18 protein-coding genes and 1 riboswitch are annotated in these 18191 nt (G+C 32.0%); of the genes, 14 read left to right on the top strand and 4 right to left on the bottom strand.

Annotated features, from left to right (window positions below):
- Positions 1 to 18 precede the first annotated feature (18 nt).
- The 3 genes from cysI to FS935_RS01990 all read left to right on the top strand — a co-directional run bounded on the left by cysI (position 19) and on the right by FS935_RS01990 (position 2790).
- Positions 19 to 1737: an assimilatory sulfite reductase (NADPH) hemoprotein subunit gene (gene cysI, locus FS935_RS02000; protein ID WP_146945847.1), complete on the top strand. Its 1719-nt coding sequence runs from the start codon at positions 19 to 21 to the stop codon at positions 1735 to 1737.
- Positions 1738 to 1951: 214 nt separating this feature from the next.
- Entirely contained in the window at positions 1952 to 2173 is a 222-nt protein-coding gene (locus FS935_RS01995) for a spore germination protein (RefSeq protein WP_240050788.1), read from the top strand.
- Positions 2174 to 2343: 170 nt separating this feature from the next.
- Positions 2344 to 2790 carry a hypothetical protein gene (locus tag FS935_RS01990; protein WP_146945846.1) on the top strand — a complete coding sequence of 149 codons (447 nt, stop codon included), beginning with the start codon at positions 2344 to 2346 and terminating at the stop codon, positions 2788 to 2790.
- Between the two features lie 23 nt (positions 2791 to 2813).
- Here the strand turns inward: FS935_RS01990 and FS935_RS01985 are convergent, their stop codons facing one another.
- Positions 2814 to 3194, bottom strand: a complete 381-nt coding sequence (locus FS935_RS01985; protein WP_146945845.1) for a GtrA family protein — start codon at positions 3192 to 3194, stop codon at positions 2814 to 2816.
- A 142-nt stretch (positions 3195 to 3336) separates the two neighbouring features.
- Here FS935_RS01985 and FS935_RS01980 point away from each other — a divergent pair, with 142 nt between their 5' ends.
- From FS935_RS01980 to FS935_RS01955, 6 genes are all read left to right on the top strand, one after another.
- Positions 3337 to 3909, top strand: a complete 573-nt coding sequence (locus FS935_RS01980) for a maltose acetyltransferase domain-containing protein (protein ID WP_146945844.1) — start codon at positions 3337 to 3339, stop codon at positions 3907 to 3909.
- 65 nt (positions 3910 to 3974) lie between these two features.
- Positions 3975 to 4694, top strand: coding sequence for a DUF2161 domain-containing phosphodiesterase (locus FS935_RS01975; RefSeq protein WP_146945843.1), 720 nt, complete (start codon positions 3975 to 3977; stop codon positions 4692 to 4694).
- Between the two features lie 199 nt (positions 4695 to 4893).
- Positions 4894 to 6279 (top strand): TrkH family potassium uptake protein, encoded by a 1386-nt coding sequence (locus FS935_RS01970; RefSeq protein WP_146945842.1) that lies wholly within the window; start codon positions 4894 to 4896, stop codon positions 6277 to 6279.
- A 294-nt stretch (positions 6280 to 6573) separates the two neighbouring features.
- Positions 6574 to 7149 (top strand): hypothetical protein, encoded by a 576-nt coding sequence (locus tag FS935_RS01965; protein WP_158638504.1) that lies wholly within the window; start codon positions 6574 to 6576, stop codon positions 7147 to 7149.
- Positions 7150 to 7280: 131 nt separating this feature from the next.
- Positions 7281 to 7886, top strand: coding sequence for a cell wall hydrolase (locus FS935_RS01960; protein ID WP_146945840.1), 606 nt, complete (start codon positions 7281 to 7283; stop codon positions 7884 to 7886).
- A gap of 256 nt (positions 7887 to 8142) precedes the next feature.
- Positions 8143 to 8586 carry a YhfM domain-containing protein gene (locus FS935_RS01955; RefSeq protein WP_146945839.1) on the top strand — a complete coding sequence of 148 codons (444 nt, stop codon included), beginning with the start codon at positions 8143 to 8145 and terminating at the stop codon, positions 8584 to 8586.
- 87 nt (positions 8587 to 8673) lie between these two features.
- Here the strand turns inward: FS935_RS01955 and FS935_RS01950 are convergent, their stop codons facing one another.
- Together FS935_RS01950 and FS935_RS01945 are read right to left on the bottom strand one after the other, a co-directional pair.
- Positions 8674 to 10152, bottom strand: a complete 1479-nt coding sequence (locus FS935_RS01950; RefSeq protein ID WP_146945838.1) for a methyl-accepting chemotaxis protein — start codon at positions 10150 to 10152, stop codon at positions 8674 to 8676.
- A gap of 208 nt (positions 10153 to 10360) precedes the next feature.
- Positions 10361 to 11557: an L-lactate MFS transporter gene (locus FS935_RS01945; protein WP_146945837.1), complete on the bottom strand. Its 1197-nt coding sequence runs from the start codon at positions 11555 to 11557 to the stop codon at positions 10361 to 10363.
- 1205 nt (positions 11558 to 12762) lie between these two features.
- Here FS935_RS01945 and FS935_RS01935 point away from each other — a divergent pair.
- Both FS935_RS01935 and FS935_RS01930 read left to right on the top strand, forming a co-directional pair.
- Entirely contained in the window at positions 12763 to 13869 is a 1107-nt protein-coding gene (locus tag FS935_RS01935) for an HD-GYP domain-containing protein (protein WP_146945835.1), read from the top strand.
- Positions 13870 to 14126: 257 nt separating this feature from the next.
- Positions 14127 to 14408: a hypothetical protein gene (locus FS935_RS01930; RefSeq protein WP_146945834.1), complete on the top strand. Its 282-nt coding sequence runs from the start codon at positions 14127 to 14129 to the stop codon at positions 14406 to 14408.
- Between the two features lie 233 nt (positions 14409 to 14641).
- Here FS935_RS01930 and hpf read toward each other — a convergent pair whose 3' ends face one another.
- Positions 14642 to 15004 carry a ribosome hibernation-promoting factor, HPF/YfiA family gene (gene hpf, locus FS935_RS01925; RefSeq protein ID WP_146945833.1) on the bottom strand — a complete coding sequence of 121 codons (363 nt, stop codon included), beginning with the start codon at positions 15002 to 15004 and terminating at the stop codon, positions 14642 to 14644.
- Positions 15005 to 15383: 379 nt separating this feature from the next.
- Here hpf and FS935_RS01920 point away from each other — a divergent pair, with 379 nt between their 5' ends.
- The 3 genes from FS935_RS01920 (at position 15384) to FS935_RS01910 (ending at position 17942) form a co-directional block, all read left to right on the top strand.
- Complete coding sequence (locus FS935_RS01920; protein ID WP_146945832.1) at positions 15384 to 15662, top strand: hypothetical protein; 279 nt, start codon at positions 15384 to 15386, stop codon at positions 15660 to 15662.
- A 77-nt stretch (positions 15663 to 15739) separates the two neighbouring features.
- Complete coding sequence (locus FS935_RS01915) at positions 15740 to 16237, top strand: hypothetical protein (protein ID WP_146945831.1); 498 nt, start codon at positions 15740 to 15742, stop codon at positions 16235 to 16237.
- Positions 16238 to 16528: 291 nt separating this feature from the next.
- A riboswitch (ZMP/ZTP riboswitch) is annotated at positions 16529 to 16607 on the top strand.
- Between the two features lie 135 nt (positions 16608 to 16742).
- Positions 16743 to 17942: a phosphoglycerate dehydrogenase gene (locus FS935_RS01910; RefSeq protein ID WP_146945830.1), complete on the top strand. Its 1200-nt coding sequence runs from the start codon at positions 16743 to 16745 to the stop codon at positions 17940 to 17942.
- Positions 17943 to 18191: the final 249 nt, after the last annotated feature.

Raw genomic sequence — 18191 nt, 5'->3', positions numbered from 1 at the left:
ATTGAAAGGAGATTTCACATGGCTAACAATATATTAAAAGCACCAGAAGGCGCACCAAGTGATGTTGAAGGCATTAAAGAAAGAAGTGATTACTTACGTGGTACACTTAAAGAATCGATGCTTGAGCCTTTAAGTTCTGGTATTTCAGATGATGATAATCGCTTAATGAAACATCATGGAAGCTATTTACAAGACGACCGTGATCTTCGAAATGAGCGTCAAAAACAAAAGCTAGAACCAGCATATCAATTCATGTTACGTGTTCGTTTACCTGGTGGTGTAGCAACCCCTAATCAATGGCTTGTAATGGATGATTTAGCTGATAAGTACGGAAATGGAACATTAAAGCTAACAACTCGAATGACATTCCAGATGCACGGGATTTTAAAGTGGAATATGAAAAAAACGATTCAAGGTATCGATGCTGCATTATTAGATACAATCGCTGCATGTGGTGACGTAAATCGTAATGTAATGTGTGTAGCAAATCCGTATCAATCTGATGTTCACCAAGAGGTTTACGAATGGTCGAAAAAATTGAGCGATGATTTATTACCACGCACAAGAGCATATCATGAAATTTGGCTTGATGAAGAAAAAGTAGCAGGTACACCTGATACAGAAGAGCTAGAACCAATGTATGGTCCGCTTTATTTACCAAGAAAGTTTAAGATTGGGATTGCTGTTCCACCATCAAACGATGTGGATATTTTTTCACAAGACTTAGGCTTTATTGCAATTGTTGAGAACGACAAATTAGTTGGATTTAACGTTGCAATCGGTGGGGGGATGGGTATGTCACATGGTGATAAAGAAACATATCCACAGTTAGCTAAAGTCATTGGTTTCATTAAACCAGAACAAGCATATGATGTAGCAGAAAAAATCATTACGATTCAACGTGACTATGGAAATCGTTCTGTTCGTAAAAATGCTCGTTTCAAATATACAGTTGATCGCCTTGGTCTAGAAAACGTTGTTGAAGAATTAGAAAAACGCCTTGGCTGGAGTCTTGAAGAAGCAAAGGAATTTCAATTTGATCATAACGGTGACCGTTATGGTTGGGTAAAAGGGACTAAAGGTAAATGGAACTTCACGTTATTTGTTGAAGGCGGACGTATAACAGATTATGACGATTACAAGCTAATGACTGGAATTAGAGAAATTGCTAAAATTCATACAGGTGATTTCCGTCTAACAGCTAATCAAAATCTTATCATTGGTAATGTATCAAGTCAGAAAAAGAAAAAAATCAATGAAATTATCGAAAAATATGGATTAACAGATGGCAAACATTATTCTGCATTGCGTCGAAGTGCACTAGCATGTGTTGCATTACCTACATGTGGCTTAGCGATGGCAGAGGCTGAACGTTATTTACCGCAATTAATCGATAAAATCGATGAAATCGTTGATCAAAATGGTCTTAGTGATAAAGAAATCACAATCCGTATGACTGGTTGCCCAAATGGATGTGCTCGTCATGCACTTGGTGAAATCGGATTTATCGGTAAAGCTCCAGGTAAATACAATATGTATCTTGGTGCAGCACATGATGGAAGCCGTTTAAGCAAAATGTATCGTGAAAACATCGGTGAAGATGAGATCTTAAAAGAGCTTAATGTTCTTATCCCTCGTTATGCAAAAGAGCGAAATGATAACGAACATTTTGGAGACTTTGTTGTTCGTGCAGGTGTTATTGAGGCAACAACAGATGGTACAAATTTTCATAATTAATCATCAAATAGAGACAGGATCATTCCTGTCTCTATTTTTATTGAGAACGAAAAGGTGAATAAACAAGAACGCACAACTAAGCAGAATTTTAATGAATGTTTCTTTCTATAATATATATCTATCCTCACTTTTCCTCAGCAATTCTACTATACAAGCTACAAAACAATTGCATATAGTAATATAAATTCATAAATATTCGAAGTTGAAAGGGATGATGGCTATTCCTAGTTTAGTTGGAAAAATAAAGGTTGATAGTATTAGTGGTGGAGTGATAAATTTTGGAGATGTTATTAAAATTTCTCCTATTAACATTAGTAAAACAGTTTCAGGCTCAGGTGGTGGTGGGGTAGGAGATAATCAAGTCATTTCTAACGGATCAAGTGTGACAAATGGAACAGATACAGGTTTATCTAATCAAAATGTAATTGATGATTAAATTTTTACCTATACAAATTTATAAAATTTACCAACCAATCTAATGCAGATTGGTTTTTATTATTAAGGTAGAATATCAACAAAGACATCATTTGTATAAATATGTAAAAAGAGTTAAGGGAATGCTATAATATCTTTATATTAGATTCATATTGATTTTGTAGGACGTTGTTGATTGAATTAGATTTTTTGATTTTGCATACTAATTCTAAAAACAAGTGCAATGGAGCGGAAGACAATCGACTCCTATTTAGAATTAAGGAAGAGCTGAGACCCCTCAGGCTTGCCGAGGAGGCTCAGCTTCCTCCCCGTGGAACGCGAGTGTCTGCAGCGCAATGGAACGAACTTGTTTCTTTCAGCTTAACTGAATTTATATTTATTCGTCTTTTTTATGACTTCTTTAATTATGTCTTAGTATGTTTTAAGTTAAACAGTGGAGAGTGGTTATCTTTGAAAAAGAAAAAAGCTTCATCAGTTTTATTTTTAACAAATGGTTTTATGTTTAGTAGTGTAGGTGCTTTACTATTTACTTTAAATTACATATTTGCTAGTTTTTTATTCTTTACAGCAGGTGTTATATCTTTTATAAGTGGGTTTATAAAAATTAGAAAGAATTAATCCTAGGCTTATTTATTTCAGTTTTATTTAAAGGTCCAGATATTATTTAAAGTAAAATTAACGATCGGAATAATTAATAATGTTGTTATTTCTCCAACAATATAATGTAATGATAGAAGATGAACAACACCATACATAATGATTAAATTAAGCGTGAACCCAATTCCTGCCACAATTGAAAAGCGCAGCAGTTGTTGATGTGAATACACCCCGCCAAAAGTATACTTTTTGTTTAAAAGAAAAGAAAAGACTGTCATAATAATAAAAGAGGTTGTGGCACTTATAACAGGATCTTTTTTAAAAAGTTCAACAAATAGAAACATAGAAATGAAGTAGATTAAGGTGCAAATTATGCCGACAAAGCTATATTTTATAAACTTAAAAGTTAAGTTATTTATGGTCATAATGATATCCTTTACTAAATAGTGATCTATTCTAGTATCGTCAATTGTGTACTCTTTATAACTAGTAGATTTACATTATAATATGTTATTGAAGTAAATTTAAAGAGGAAAGTACCGAATTTAGAACCGGGGTGGTAGCATTATGAGAACCGAAAAGCAAAAAATGCTAGATGGCAGTTTATATAAACCGTGGGATGAGCAATTAGTAAAAGATAGAGAGCAAGCAAGATATCTTACTCGAATGTTTAATCATACGTTAGAATCTGATGTTGATAATAAAGTACTGGCAATTAAAAATCTTTTTGGTTCAACTGGAGAAATAGTGTATATGGAACCTAATTTCAGGTGTGATTATGGGTATAACATCCATGTTGGAAATAATTTCTTCGCTAATTTTGATTGTGTTATGCTAGATGTTTGTGAAATTCGTTTTGGAGAGAACTGTATGCTTGCTCCTGGTGTTCATATATATACTGCAACACACCCGATAAATCCTATTGAACGTAACAAAGGATTAGAATATGGAAAACCTGTTACAATTGGAAACAATGTTTGGATTGGAGGAAGAGCAGTAATAAATCCAGGCGTAACCATAGGTGATAATGCTGTTATCGCTTCAGGTGCAGTTGTCACAAAAGATGTGTTAGCTAATACAGTTGTAGGTGGAAATCCTGCTAAAATAATAAAAATGATTGATTTAGAAGATACAAGATAGTTTTCATAAGGGCTTACTCTATTTATTTCTCGTGAAAACCAACAGCATGGATGGTGTATACATTAATGGAAGAAAAGAAAAAGCGACAGGAATCAGATTTATATAAACCAATTCAGAATTACTTTATTGGTGAAGGCTATGAGGTTTATGGTGAAGTGAAGGATTGCGACATGGCGGTCGTTAAGGAAGATGAGCTAATCGTAATAGAGTTAAAGCTTAATTTAACTGTTGATCTCTTATTACAAGCAACCAAACGACAGCGTCTAACTAATGCTGTGTACATTGCTATTCCAAAGCCTAGCTATAATTTAAGATCTAAGCGATGGAGAGACGTTTGTCATTTAGTTCAAAGGTTAGAATTGGGATTAATTCTTGTATCCTTCACAGGTAACAGAAGAAGAATGGAGGTCATTAACCATCCAACAAGCTTTGACCGTAACAAAAGTAATCTTCGAAACAAAAGAAAAAGAGAAGCCTTGCTAAAAGAAATTAGTGGTCGAAGTGCTGATTATAATATAGGTGGAAGTAACAGAACAAAAATAATGACAGCTTATAAGGAAAACTGCATTCAAATTGCGGCTTATCTTAATCATTTTGGTGAGCTTTCACCTCGAATCTTAAAACAAAAAGGCACAGGAGATAAAACATCCTCAATTTTAACAAAAAACTTTTACGGCTGGTTTAAACGGGTGAAAAGAGGAGTTTATACAATAAGTGAAAAAGGTATAAATGAACTTAAAGAGTATCAAGATCTTGTGAGTTACTATTTAGAAAAGTTAGATTAAATGACTCTATCGGTTAATTAAAGTATGTGTACAAAGAATCTTTACGGTTTCAGCAATGTGTATTAGAAAAAAATTATTTTAGGTCATTGAAGTTAAATTTTACTAAAATTACTATATTAAGTAGAATTGACTTATCTTCATTTAAATAGGGAAGATAGGTTTTAATTATTATTTATTTTGTTATACTAAGTTAATTAGTATGAAGATTAGGGTTGTGAGATTTTTGGATTTGTCGAAAAGTTCATCTAAATTAACAAGAAGACTTTCATCTGTACAATTAATTGTTTTATTTTATTTGCTAGCAGTTTTGGTATCAACTGTATTGTTAAGTCTTCCGTTTGCTCATAGAGAAAATGTTGAGCTATCTTTGATTGATACTGTATTTACAGCTGTTAGTGCAATAAGTGTAACAGGACTTACAGTCGTATCAACAGTCGAAACATTTAATGAAGTAGGATACTTTATTTTAGTTTTTATTCTTCAATTTGGTGGAATCGGAATTATGACTTTAGGAACCTTTATTTGGATATTGTTCGGGAAAAAAATTGGCCTAAAAGATCGACAGCTTATTATGACAGATCAAAATCGGTCAACTTTTTCTGGTTTAGTTCAATTAATGAAGCAAATTTTAGTCATTATAATTGCCATTGAATTAATCGGTGCAGTGATATTAGGGGTACATTTTCTTCAGTATTTTCCAACCTGGCAAGAAGCATTTTTACAAGGTTTTTTTGCTTCAGTAAGTGCAACAACAAATGCTGGATTTGATATTACGGGTACATCACTTATTCCATTTGCAAACGATTATTTTGTTCAAACAATCAATATTATTTTGCTTATTCTCGGAGCTATCGGGTTTCCTGTTCTTATAGAGGTGAAGGATTTTATTACGAAAAAAAGTACAATTCGACATAGGTTTTCACTTTTTACAAAATTAACAACAACTACATTTTTTATTTTAATTGTTTTAGGAACTCTTTTCATATTTTTATTTGAGAAAAATCACTTTTTCGCAGATAAAACTTGGCATGAGTCACTTTTTTATTCGTTATTTCAATCAACCTCTACAAGAAATGGTGGATTGGCTACAATGGATGTAAGTCAATTTACTGATCCTACTTTACTATTTATAAGTGGGTTAATGTTTATTGGAGCATCTCCTAGCAGTGTTGGGGGAGGAATAAGAACAACAACCTTTGCCATCATGATATTAAGCATATATTTCTACGCAAAAGGGAAGGATTCAATTAAAGTGTTTGGTCGTGAAGTAGATCCCGAAGATGTTCGTAAGTCATTTATCGTGATCACAACTGCAGTCATGATTTGTAGTACTTCCATTATATTAATGAGTATATTAGAGCCTACATTTGAGTTGATTGAAATTATCTTTGAGGTTTCATCGGCATTCGGTACAACAGGCCTATCTATGGGAATCACCCCAGAGCTTAGTACGGTTGGAAAACTAGTTATCATCATACTTATGTTTGTCGGTAGAATAGGGATTTTTTCTTTCTTATTTTTAATTCGAGGAAAAACCGTTAAAGAGAACTTTAAATTTCCAAAAGAGAAAGTGATAATCGGGTAATTCACAAAAGAGCGTATTTTCTAATAGGAAATTCGCTCTTTTGTATTGAATAAGATTTGAAAGGGATTAAGTGTAAGGAGGTTAAAATATATCATACAGAATAAACGAGATGTATCAAAGATAACTATATATTTAGTTAATAAGCTGGCTGGTGCTGGTTTTGCTTTATTTTTAATATTTGGTTTTTAATTTATAGTAGAGCCTGATTTATATAAGTTTTCTGAAGCGATATCAAATAAATATATTTGGCTGATATTGTTTGGCTATGGTTTGTTCTGTTCAGTGCTCATTGATTTGATTACAGGAAAATTGAAGAAAAAATATTTAACGTTGAAACTAGGAGTAATAAAATTATTACTTTATACTTTTTTTGGGTTTGCGATCTTTTTAGTTTATGGATTTAGTGTTTACACATTGATTGCTGGTTTTATTGGCATTTTATGTGCTTTATTATTTTATTTAGGAACTTATATTTCACGTAAATCAACTTTATTTAATTATTTATTTTCAATTGTAATTCCATTATCTTTTATCTTACTAGCAAATATTGATTTCACCGAAAAAAAGCAATGGAAAGAAATGAGGACTGATTCTTCCTTTACTGCAAGCTTTCAGTATTTTATTGGTGAGCATGAAGTTCCACTTACACTAACTGAAGATCAATCAATAATATTATCAAGAGAATTTGGTAATGAAAATGGTGGCGGACATGGATTTCTTGTTAAAGATGATTATGATGATTTGGTTGGAATGACAGAAATAGATGATCATACACTAAAATTAGATGTAGCAAAGTCTGGTGTATATAGGCTGGTTGTTACTGGTGATCGAGTAAAAGGTAGCTTTAAAATTAAATGGGAAATAGAATAATTCAATTAGGTGCCAATTTAATCCTTTTTCTTTATTTATCTTTCCTATTACGTACTAGTATGATAGACTTGTAAACTTCTTAGCCTAATTAGGCCTGTTACTATATTAATTTAGAATACAGGAGGGTTTACATGAAAAATCTTAATAAAACAATAACGATCATTTTATCAATGTTGATGATAGCTTTTTATACCATTTCTCCAACACTACAAATAAATGCCAAAACTGCCAAATCGTTTGAAACGGGTGATACAGTAGCTTTATCAATAGAACACTATGGTAACTATAAGGTTGGACAGAATTCTATTGAATTGAGTTTGGGTAATAAAGAAGCTGTTGATTTTAGAGCAGCGTTAAATAAAACGGATCAAGCTTTATCAATCTCAAAAGAAGAAAAAGCATTACTTGCTCGTCTTGTTCATGCTGAAGCAAAAGGTGAGCCTTATGTTGGAAAAGTAGCGGTAGCAAATGTAGTAATAAATCGTGTGGAGCATGAGCAATTTCCTGATACAGTAAGAGAGGTTATTTATCAAAAGAATGCCTTTCAGCCTGTACAAAATGAATCGATTGATGAAGCTGCTGATGATGAAGCAGAAAACGCAGTGACTGAAGCATTGGCGTTAAATAAATCTGAGGATAAATCGTTGTATTTTTATAATCCTGATACTGCAACAGATGAGTGGATTAGAACTCGTGATGTTACAAAGGTAATTGGTAATCATGTTTTTGCTATATAAAGTGGTGTACCTCGATTTTAGTTAAATAATCTGTTGTATGAGACCAGATCAGTAATGATTTGGTTTTTTTTAGTAGAGTTTGTATTTTTTAAAGGAATTTGGCTTGTTACTATTTAAATTTATATTAAAATAGGATGTAAAACGAAGCATTCAATCAATGTGTAAATATTATCAGGATTTTTACTAGCTTTCAAAATATTTTGTTGCGAATATGTATCATTTAAATAGTTCGATTTCTGAAAAAAGGAGCATTAAAATGAAAAAGATATTCTTACTAGTATTTACAGTAGTAGCTGTAAGCATAGTAACGGCTTGTTCAAATAAGCAAGAAGAAACAATGGTTTTATTAGATGAAGAGATATCGAAAATAATACTTTCTAATTCACTAGGTAAAGGTGATATAAACCTTAAGGAACTGAAATCATTTGAGGATAATGAATGTATTAACATTTTTGAAAAAGCGATTAAAACAGCAACAACTAAACAAAATGTATCCCATACATTAGGAAAACCTGATTATGATATTCAAGTACAGTATAGTGAAGGATACCCCACTCATGCTATTCACCTATGGCTAGGGGAAGAAGGTGAAACAAGTACTTTGATGTATACGATTGATGATGAAGATGTGTCTTACTTTACAACAATTAACATGACTAATAAATTAAGAAAAATTATTCTCCCGGCTCAATCATCGTAGCTCCCATGATTTCCATTCAGCTCAATAAAAAAAGCCCTCTATGTTATAAGGATTATCCTAATAACTTAGAGGGTTTTTGAATTTCATTTAATCCTGTTTTGATTGAAGAAGTTCCGCTTTTTCTACCGTACTAGCCATATTTTTGGCTATTTTTTCGTTGTCTAAATTAAGTGTTTCAACTGTAGCACTTAATTCTTCAAGACTTGCACTTGCTTCATCAATTACTGATGCTAACTCATTTGTTGCGCGATCTACAGAGTGAGAGCCGTCAGTGACAACGTTAGATAATTTGTCTAACTTACTTAATTCATTTGCAAGCTGTTTAATATTCGTAGCTAAGCTAAAAAACACTTTTGAAACAGAGTCTGTTGACTGTAAATTATGATTAATTTTTTCTCCGCTTTCATTCATACTTTGGAGAGCTAATTTATTACTTTGATTAACTTCCAAAAGATTTGAAGAAATCTTTTCTGTAATTGTATTTGTATGCTCAGCTAACTTGCGAATTTCCCCAGCAACGACTGAGAAACCTTTCCCAGCTTCCCCAGCTCGAGCTGCTTCAATTGATGCGTTAAGAGCAAGAAGATTTGTTTGTTCTGTAATTTGCCTAATATCATTAGCAAAACTATTTGTTTCTTCAATCTTATGTGAAAGAACGTCAAAGTTCTTCTGTAATCCATGAATAACAGCTTGAAGTCCCTGAGTGTTATCTACTAGAAAATTCATTTTTTCTTCTCCAGAATTCAGTAAAGAGGTAGATTCATTTGATTTTTCCAAAAGAACAGAAGATAAACTCCCTAACTCAATCATTTTTTCAAGTGTTTTAGTTGATTGACTTTTTATTTCATTTACTTCTTTTATTTGTACTTCTGTACCAGAAGCAACCTCTTGAATGGCATTGACCATTTCTGATTGCGATTGTAAATTCGATTGAATTAAGTCATTAGAGTTAACTAAATGATTGATAATTGCATCAATGTTATTTTTTAAGAGATTTTTTTCAGCTTCTTTTTCATTAGCTTGATTTTCAGCTTGAGTTAATAGCTCGTATACAATTTTTGTGTTTTTCGTATTTAAGATAATAACGACACTTAGTAGCACACACATTAGAAGGTAAACTAAAATAGCATACTGAAAAGTGCTTGTTAAGATTTCTAGAGAATCAGCTTGAGCATTGAATTTATTAAAAATTAATACAAACAATCCTAAACTAGCGCCAAAGCCAAATACTTTACGATTAAGTGGAACAACTGAGAATACAAGGGTGAAAAACGCAATAAGTGTAATATTCATATTCCCACCAGCCGTTGCAATACTATAAACTGAAAATGCAGCTACAATAAATACACTAGCATAAGGATAGACATATGATTTCTTTAGAAAATGAATCACGACAACATAAAGTAATACGACAATAAATAGTTCAATACCGAATAAGATGATCGTTGCTTGATCACCACTACCAATAGCATTTAGCAATCCTAAAAGCATTGTTAATAAATAGACACCAAATAAAAACTTGTTTTTTGTGTTTAAATCCTTATTCATCATTTCTTGAATAGACAATATGTATCATCCCCGATTCCATTTGTCGACATATATCGACAGTTTATACGTTTAATATCGGTAGAAAAGTGTGGAAATTTAGCTTTTTTATGCAAAAAGTATATTATCTTTGTTGTTGATGTGATTAATTAAATACTAACTCTACAAAAGTAAGACAAAAAAATGTGTACTTGAGTATTTGCCCAAGTACACACAACTAGTTCTGAGATTATAGTACTTCGTTTCCAACCATTTTCTCTTCTGATGATACAAGCTTTGGTGTTTTAATGAACTTTACTAAAACAATTGCGATGATACAAATAAACCCTGAGATTAAAAATGCCTGTGTAAAAGAAATAACTTTAATAATGAACGGACCTGCAAATGCAGATATTCCGTAAGCTTGGTACATAAACCCGTAATTTGTTCCAATATTTTTGGTGCCATAATAATCTGCTGTAACTGAAGGGAAGAGGGCAAGGTAACCTCCAAAGCAAAAACCAACAATAGAAACAGCAATTAAATAAAGAGAATAATTCATCATCCCTGTACTCATATAAAACATAGTAAGAGCTGTTAAAGCATAAATCATCATAAGTGTGTTTTTACGCCCGAAAATGTCAGAAACCTTTCCTAAAACAATTCTTCCTGCCGCATTAAATAAAGCGATGACCATAACAGCATTAGCAGCTTTTTCAACGCTTAAATTTGCAAGCTCTACACCAATATCAACTGCAAAACTTATGACTAATAAGCCAGAGACACTACCAAATAAAAATACAATCCACAGTACATAGAATTGTGACGTTTTTAACATTTGAATTGGAGAAAATTGTGCCTTTTTTGCGCCAGTTCCTGAAGCTTCATCTTCAACTACTGGTGGATTTTTTAAAAGCTGTGCTCCTGCAACAACTAATATCATATATATAAGACCAAGATAAAGGAAAGCGGATGAAACACCAAATTCTCCTATAAAATACCCAATAACAGGTTTATAAATTAATCCACCCAGACCAAAACCGGCTACTGCTACTCCACTGATAAAGCCACGTTTATCAGGAAACCACTTAACACATGCGGATAAAGGACTTACATATGTCATACCAATACCAATTCCGCCGACAACTCCATAAAAGAAATATAATTGGAACAAAGTTGTTGCAGAGCTTGATAAAATTAATCCAAGACCAAGTAACAGACCGCCAATTGTTGCAACCCATCTTGGTCCAATCCGATCTTGAAGTCTACCAGCGAAAATCGTTGTAAAAGCAAAAACTGCAATTGTAATAGAGAAGGTTACAACTACATCCTCACGAGACCATCCAAACTTATCTATTAGTGGCTGATTAAATAAACTCCAAGCATATACAGCTCCTAAGTTAATTTGTATTAATACTGCACCAAGAACAACAAACCATCTATTCATGGTAAAACCCCCTTAAAATTTAATATCACCAATAAAATAATAATTACTAATGTAAGTTAGGATGACATAAGAAAGAGACCAACGAAGATCGTGTAAACACACATCATCGTTGGTCTCTTTATATACTCACATTAAGTGTTTATTAAAGCTACCAATTTATAGAATTTCATTATTAAAGGCTCTTTTCTGAATTATTGTTGCTTATTGATCTAATTATGCAGTAGAAACATTGTTCCTTATAGCAAAATAGGTACTATCCTATGAAGAAAAGATGCCACTATGCTTTATATAGTGCTCTTTACTTGGAGTTGTTAAAGCAACAAAGTTTACGAAAACAGCCTTATTAAATCGTTGATTTTTGAAAATTTTACTTATATGTTCAAATTTATCCTCATCGTAAAAAGGCACTTCAGAAATTGAAAAACGGTGTGATTTCTTATGAACTTGTCTAGTAGACATTTCCATAAGCTATCAGTCTAAAACATAAAGAAGCAAAACCTTTTTAATTTGAACTATTACAATTATGCCATAATTTTTTTGAGTGTCAATCACTAATTCATATGTAATCCCTTACAAAACCTTTTGGGTTTTTATACGCAAATAATGTTAATTGTAAGAGGATTATACTTACCTAAATTAGATTAACCTAAAAGCAATTATGTCGGAACTTTTAGCCATAGATTTAAGCCCTGGGGAACAAAGGTGAATTGTTGATCCTTTTAAAGAAAGGGCTATGTTAAAGGTTAATGTTGATTTTTAGCACATTGTTGATTGGAGGTGAATATATGAGACTCCTGCTTAGAGAAGCGTGTCAAAGGGAGACCCCACAGGCGCGCAGCTTACGAGGAGGCTCCCGGACTTAGGAAGAATTGCCCTTTGAAAAAGCCGGCAGTTAGGCTTTTTCATTATTGTTCCCTAGGAAAAAACGAACTGCATTTTTTCCCGGGAAAGCGAATGCCTGTAACGGAAATCAACAACAAAGTTTAACAGAGCCAAAGAAATAATTGTTTAGTCTATCTGCCTTTCCATAAAATTTATAAAAGGAATTTTATTGATATGATTGAAATAGTAACATTATTTGACTATAATCGACTCAAAGCAACAAAATCTTTATTGTTAAAGAATGCACAAGATTGTAAACGCATTTCTTATTGTAATATATAAAACCTTCAAGAATACTTGTTAAGACAGGAGAAAGAAATAAGATGCGTTTAGTTAGATTAAATAAGTGTCAATCTGGAATTAAATTAGGTAGAACAATATATAGTGAGAATGGAAAAATCCTTTTATCAAAGGGAACTGAACTCACAAACAGCTTTATAAAAAGATTACAAAATTTAAATATTTATACAGTGTACATAGAAGATAATGATTCAGAAGGTATTGATATTGTTGAATCTATTCCGGCCCAATTACTTAATGAAGCTACCAATACGATTACAGAGGGCTTGAATACAATTGTTGAAATAAATACTATGAAACCAAGTATTCAGGGAATGATTAAAACTGAAAAGGCAGTTAACGGTTTCCAAAAAATCTTTAAGGATATTCTTACATGTTTAACTGAAAATCCTACAGTGCTTAATTTATTAGCAACGACAAAAATCCATGAAAATCATGTTTATACACATAGTCTAAATGTGACAATCTATGCATGTCAGCTTGCAATCGAAAATGATTTACCACAAAATCAAATTGAAGAAATTGGACTAGGAGCTTTATTACATGATCTTGGTAAAATCTTTGTTTCTCCAGAAGTTCTAAATAAACCTGGTAGACTAACAAGAGAAGAATTTGAGCAAATGAAATCACACTCTGAGTTAGGTTTTGATATTTTACGAAAAGTCCATAGTGTTCCATTAGTTGTTGCTCACTGTGCACTTCAACACCATGAGCGTTTAGATGGTACTGGTTATCCAAGAGGTATTACAGGAAGTCGTATACATCCTTACGCAAAAATTTTAAGTGTAGCCGATGTTTTTGATGCTGTAACAAGTCATAGAGTATACCGCCCAGCAATGCTGCCACATCAAGGGATGGAACTTCTATACTCTGGTAGTGGCACACAATTTGATACAGAGCAGTTAAAATTATTCAAAAATTGTATTGCCATTTATCCTCAAGGCTTAACAGTCAAGTTGAATGATGGCAGAACAGGAATTGTTACTAAATACAATTTCAGCTCAGTAGGTCGACCAGAAATCCGTATTATTCAGGATGAAGAAGGTCAAAGGGTAACTCCATATGAAATTGATTTATCTAAAAATGGAAATTTAACATTAGAGATTGTTGAAGCTGATGCTTTGCTGTGATACAGAGTTTAATGTAATGTGATATAATTATTTCCATAAACATAAAAAATCATAAAAAACCGAATGCTTGTACTGAAATGATAAAAATTAGATCTATTTTAAAAAAGTATTCTATTTTAAGTGACTCTCTAATAAGCTTATTTATTAGGAGTATCAAGGTTGTTAGTTAAAATTTGAAATCTTTTTAGCAAATTATAGTAACTTGAGTTATGATTATAGGTAGTACACTACTATGAAATAAGGGGACTGACTCTTTTATGCTTGCAAAAATTAAAAAAGTAAAACTGAACAAAGAAGGAAAAAATCCGAATTATAAGGTTTTGCTTGAGTGTCCTGAAGGCAAAGATTTATATATTCATTTTGATTATACTTACGCTACAGCAAAATATTGGCCTTTAGAAGTTAATTACAATGGTAAGAATCAAGGTGCAAAGCTTGCTTGGTATTCAAGTAAAATTGAAAAATTAACAGTCGCAGGTTTCCTAGAAGGTATTGCTGATAAAATTAACAAAAAGTACGAATTTGAATTAAAAAGATAATATACTAAGAGCTCCTTATTAAGGAGCTTTTTGTTTGTTCACTAGGCAATTTTATATGCAGCAGATATCAAAGTTTTTCAGCGATGGGTTCATGTTGAGAAATCATAAATTCTCAAGACATAAGAAAACGAAGTGAAGATAGTTACCACTTCGTTTTCTTATGTTGTCCTTATAATTTTCCAATCTCTTGATTTCATACTAATTAAGTTTGACATTTAAAAATAATTTCCTCACTAGCTTATAAATAAATCATCATTAAAGTACTGTTTGTTTAATAATATTTTGTCACGTCTATTATTTCTTTTCGTCAATTTTTTATTTTTATATGTTAAAACCTGTTTTTTCAGCTTCATGGAAACTATATCAATTGATTTATACATGTTATCAGATTGTTGTGTAGCTCTAATTGTTGAATGTTTAGATAAAATGGTCACTTCAATAATATGTTGTTTTTTTCGAGTTTCTAAAGAAATGATAATAGGGGAAGCGGTAGATTCTGATAAATGAAGATTAAGACTAGAAACGATTTTTTGTTCAAGATAAGTTTGTAAAGCTTCTGACATCACGAAGTTTTGACAGTGTACAATAAATCTCATCTCAATTCCTCCCAAGTACTTAAAATAAGAAGAGGCTTACCACTTAATACTTCTTTCCTCCTTTCTTTTTCTCTACTAGTATGTCCCGTAATCAATTATTCTTAAAAAAGTTTCGTGACAATTTTGTGAAACCATACTGTTTTCATAGAATGTTCAACGTTCAACATTGGAATAATGTTAATCCTTTAAATTCTTCTTTTATCCGTTTAGAAAAATGAATACGTGGACTTAAATTTAATGTAACATTTTAATAAACATATTTTAGGGAAAATTATTCTTATATGGATAATTATGTTAAAATATAGTTATAAACGTTCCATTTAACATGTTTAAAAGTTATATGAATTGCTTGTTTAATAGAAAAGGTGGGAATATGATCATGAATTTTTTTTACAGATTACTATTTTTTAGTATGCTTTCAGTTCTTGCTATTTTACTTATAAGCAAAGCAACAGAATTGTGGCTTGTTGCTACTAATGTTAATGGTAACGGTATTGGTATCGATTTTTTTGGTTTAAAAATAAATGATTCAGTTCAAGCAAAAGAAATACCCAAATATGCAATAGGATTCTTCATCGCTAGCTTTCTTGCGATAGGAGGCGGGTTTTTTATTATTAGTCGATCAGCTTTAAAAACAAAAAATAAAACAGTTAACTAAATTGCTCCAAATTATCGTGATTTGTTTTAATTGGTGTTTAGAAACAGAACAAAACAAATGCTTATGAAGGAGTACATATGAATACTAATTCAAAAAGGAGAGTATTACAGGAAAAATATAAAGAGAAAATAGCAATGAAAAAGTATAAAACTAAATATACGCTAGAAGTTTTGTGCGTTATTATAGTTTTCGTTATGTTTGTGTATTATGACGAAAAATATCGGGTAACTGGTAATGTTGGAGAACCAATTATTTTTACTGTAGAAGATCAATTGATGAATATCACATTTGAGATAGATGAAAAGTTGAAAGCGAATTATCCAAGCTATAAATCAATTTCAATTGATTACGAAGATCAAACAATTATCTATTATTTGAATACATCTCTATCGAAAATAGCTAAAGTAAATGATCAGGACATAATTCTAGGTGAATTAATAGATGATGCTAATTCTGTAATTACTTCGAAAAATCTTCCACACTTGCTTACGGAAAAAGAAACATATGAAATTATTGTTAGAGGAAGAGGTAAGGTGGTGTTGAAGCGAGAAGTGTTTTTTTATAATCTAAGATAAAAATAAAGAGAAATATATAGAAGATAAATTAAATTATTTCCTAGGCAAGCGCATAAACTGACAGAATTATACACGTTTAAGCAAAGAAGCTGTGTGTTCTGTAAATATAAATACTTCAGTTCAAGCTGATATGATCCAATTTAACTGTGTTAGATTTTATTTATTCTCAGTGGTAAACATACAAATTCCGACCGATTGTCATTTACCAACAGCGAGATTCACTAAAAATAGAAAATTCTATAAAATTAACTTGAAGTTACAACGAAATATGGTAGAATATAAATAAATCTAAAGACTATATGTAACTGGCGAAACGCGGATTACCGTGAGGGAGCATATAGTGTCGTAGCCGTTCGCCTGGGCAGAGGTAAGGGAAATTTCTCCCTTACCTTTTTCTGTTTATTAGATCGTGATATTTAAGTTGAAATTCTGCTTAGATTCAATTATTCTAGTAAAATACAAATATTCTTAAAATTAAAAACATATTTGGAAAGAGGAGATCATGATGAGTACAATTCTTTTAGACAAAGTAAAAACAATTAAAACCCTTAACAATATCGCAGAGGTAGGGTTAAATGTATTCAACAATGATAACTTTACAATTGATAATGAAAGTGAAAATCCTGATGCAATTGTTTTACGTAGCTATAACATGCATTCTATGGAATTTTCAAATCGGTTAAAAGCGATTGCACGTGCTGGTGCTGGTGTTAATAATATTCCTGTTGAAAAATGTACTGAACAAGGTATTGTTGTTTTTAATACACCTGGTGCTAATGCAAATGCTGTTAAAGAAATGGTACTTACAACAATAATGGCTTCTTCACGTAATCTTTTTGCTGGTGTAGCTTGGACGAAGACACTTGTTGATGAAGGAGATCAAATTCCAAAGCTTGTTGAAGCTGGGAAAAAACAATTTGTTGGAAAAGAAATTAAAGGCAAGACACTTGGCGTTATTGGTTTAGGTGCAATCGGTGCACTTGTAGCAAATGATGCACTTGAATTAGATATGGATGTAATCGGATTTGATCCATTTATTTCCGTTGATACTGCATGGAGCTTATCTCGTAAAGTTCAACGTGCTATGTCTCTAGAACAGTTATTTGCAAACTCAGATTATATTACAGTTCACGTTCCTTTAACACCTGAAACAAAAGGACTTTTCAATGAAGAAACATTCGGAATTATGAAGGACGATGTTCATATTTTAAACTTTTCTCGTGGTGAGCTTGTGAACGAAGCTGATATGAAAGCTGCTCTTGAAAGTGGAAAAGTTGGTAAGTATATTACTGATTTCCCAAATGAAAATGTATTAAAGATGAAAAATGTTGTTCCTATTCCACATCTTGGTGCTTCTACAAAAGAATCTGAGGAAAACTGTGCAATTATGGCAGCTCGTCAAGTTAAAGACTTCTTGGAAACTGGAAACATTAAAAATTCAGTGAATTTTCCAAATGCATCTCTTCCTTTCACAGGTAAGCGACGTGTGGCGACTTTCCACAAAAACGTACCAAACATGGTTGGTCAAATTACACAGGCAATTTCAAGCTACAACTTAAACATTGCTGACATGGTAAACAGAAGCCGTGGAGATTATGCGTACACAATGATTGATATTGATAACAAAGTAAATGGGGATATTATTCCTCAATTAGAAGATCAAATTAAACAAATTGAAGGAATTGTAACAACTCGTTTAATCTAATATCTATTACAAGTTCTATAGTTAGGAATACAATCAACAAAAATACTTATTGGTTTTCTTTGGAAATTATAAAGTAAAATAATAAAAAACTCTGTTGCTATGATAGCAATAGAGTTTTTTTGTTTAAGATATTTATTTAAACTTTTTAGCTGTTAAACAAATATTGTGATGGTTAATTTTCGCACCAGGGATTCTTGAAACGTAGATTTTAAGACTGTTGCTCGCTTCCCGCTGCTCTCAGGAGTCTCG

Source organism: Metabacillus litoralis, from assembly GCF_007994985.1.
In the GTDB taxonomy this organism is placed as follows: domain Bacteria; phylum Bacillota; class Bacilli; order Bacillales; family Bacillaceae; genus Metabacillus; species Metabacillus litoralis.
The sequence above is the reverse complement of the archived record's forward strand: the minus strand, read 5'-3'. Positions and strand labels throughout refer to the sequence as shown.

Excerpts from the sequence above, each read along its gene's own strand:
- FS935_RS01970 (WP_146945842.1), top strand. The coding sequence starts at position 4,894 with ATGAAGATTAGGGTTGTGAGATTTTTGGATTTGTCGAAAAGTTCATCT.
- FS935_RS01955 (WP_146945839.1), top strand. The coding sequence starts at position 8,143 with ATGAAAAAGATATTCTTACTAGTATTTACAGTAGTAGCTGTAAGCATA.
- FS935_RS01985 (WP_146945845.1), bottom strand. The coding sequence starts at position 3,194 with ATGACCATAAATAACTTAACTTTTAAGTTTATAAAATATAGCTTTGTC.
- FS935_RS01935 (WP_146945835.1), top strand. The coding sequence starts at position 12,763 with ATGCGTTTAGTTAGATTAAATAAGTGTCAATCTGGAATTAAATTAGGT.
- FS935_RS01915 (WP_146945831.1), top strand. The coding sequence starts at position 15,740 with ATGAATACTAATTCAAAAAGGAGAGTATTACAGGAAAAATATAAAGAG.
- FS935_RS01920 (WP_146945832.1), top strand. The coding sequence starts at position 15,384 with ATGAATTTTTTTTACAGATTACTATTTTTTAGTATGCTTTCAGTTCTT.
- hpf (WP_146945833.1), bottom strand. The coding sequence starts at position 15,004 with ATGAGATTTATTGTACACTGTCAAAACTTCGTGATGTCAGAAGCTTTA.
- FS935_RS01930 (WP_146945834.1), top strand. The coding sequence starts at position 14,127 with ATGCTTGCAAAAATTAAAAAAGTAAAACTGAACAAAGAAGGAAAAAAT.
- FS935_RS01945 (WP_146945837.1), bottom strand. The coding sequence starts at position 11,557 with ATGAATAGATGGTTTGTTGTTCTTGGTGCAGTATTAATACAAATTAAC.
- FS935_RS01975 (WP_146945843.1), top strand. The coding sequence starts at position 3,975 with ATGGAAGAAAAGAAAAAGCGACAGGAATCAGATTTATATAAACCAATT.
- FS935_RS01960 (WP_146945840.1), top strand. The coding sequence starts at position 7,281 with ATGAAAAATCTTAATAAAACAATAACGATCATTTTATCAATGTTGATG.
- cysI (WP_146945847.1), top strand. The coding sequence starts at position 19 with ATGGCTAACAATATATTAAAAGCACCAGAAGGCGCACCAAGTGATGTT.
- FS935_RS01980 (WP_146945844.1), top strand. The coding sequence starts at position 3,337 with ATGAGAACCGAAAAGCAAAAAATGCTAGATGGCAGTTTATATAAACCG.
- FS935_RS01995 (WP_240050788.1), top strand. The coding sequence starts at position 1,952 with ATGGCTATTCCTAGTTTAGTTGGAAAAATAAAGGTTGATAGTATTAGT.
- FS935_RS01910 (WP_146945830.1), top strand. The coding sequence starts at position 16,743 with ATGAGTACAATTCTTTTAGACAAAGTAAAAACAATTAAAACCCTTAAC.